The sequence below is a fragment of the Vibrio sp. 1249-1 genome, assembly GCF_033340495.1.
Map to the genome: position 1 here is coordinate 1 of NZ_JAWOWJ010001011.1, position 549 is coordinate 549.

The following is a 549-nucleotide window of genomic DNA, read 5'->3' on the forward strand; positions in this document are numbered from 1 at the left end:
GTACTTGTAACTGTCGTTGTTAGTGATAAGGTTCGGTAAGGAGCAAAACAAAAAGTAAACCTGAGCGGCCAACTCTTTGGCTTGCTTTCGCTCGCTTGTATGTGTTTTGGTAACGGCGTCTAATTGTTCTGCAAGGCCAAGCTCACCCTTTAAAATAGTGAAGTGAACGTTGTAGATTTGTGACTCGCGATAATAAAGAGAAATGTCAGACAGCGATTGGCCTATAACGATTTCTATAAGCAAACGCTCTTGTGTTCTAAGAGTGATTTTCGACCCCAAAATATCGGTATGAGCCAATTGTGCACCGAACAATCTGAGGAGTCTTTCATGCCAACTCTGAACCGAAATCGATGACTGAATAAATAAATCGATATCGGAGCGCTTTGTTAACTGATTAGCGCCCAAACTTCCGTAAAGTAGAGCTGTAGATACACTTGTATCTGTGCTCAATACTTTATAAAGTTTTCTGACCCAAGTGTGTTGAGATAATGGAAAGTCCGCCCAGAAGGCATCAAAGTTCTCAGAGAAGTCAAAGCAGTAAGACTGCCA

Annotated in this window: 1 protein-coding gene; it reads right to left on the minus strand. The window is 41.7% G+C overall.

Features of this window, described 5'->3' with window-relative positions; genetic code table 11:
• On the minus strand, positions 1-549 hold a 549-nt coding region (locus tag R7Z50_RS30190), incomplete at both ends, for a nucleotidyltransferase domain-containing protein (RefSeq protein ID WP_411979544.1).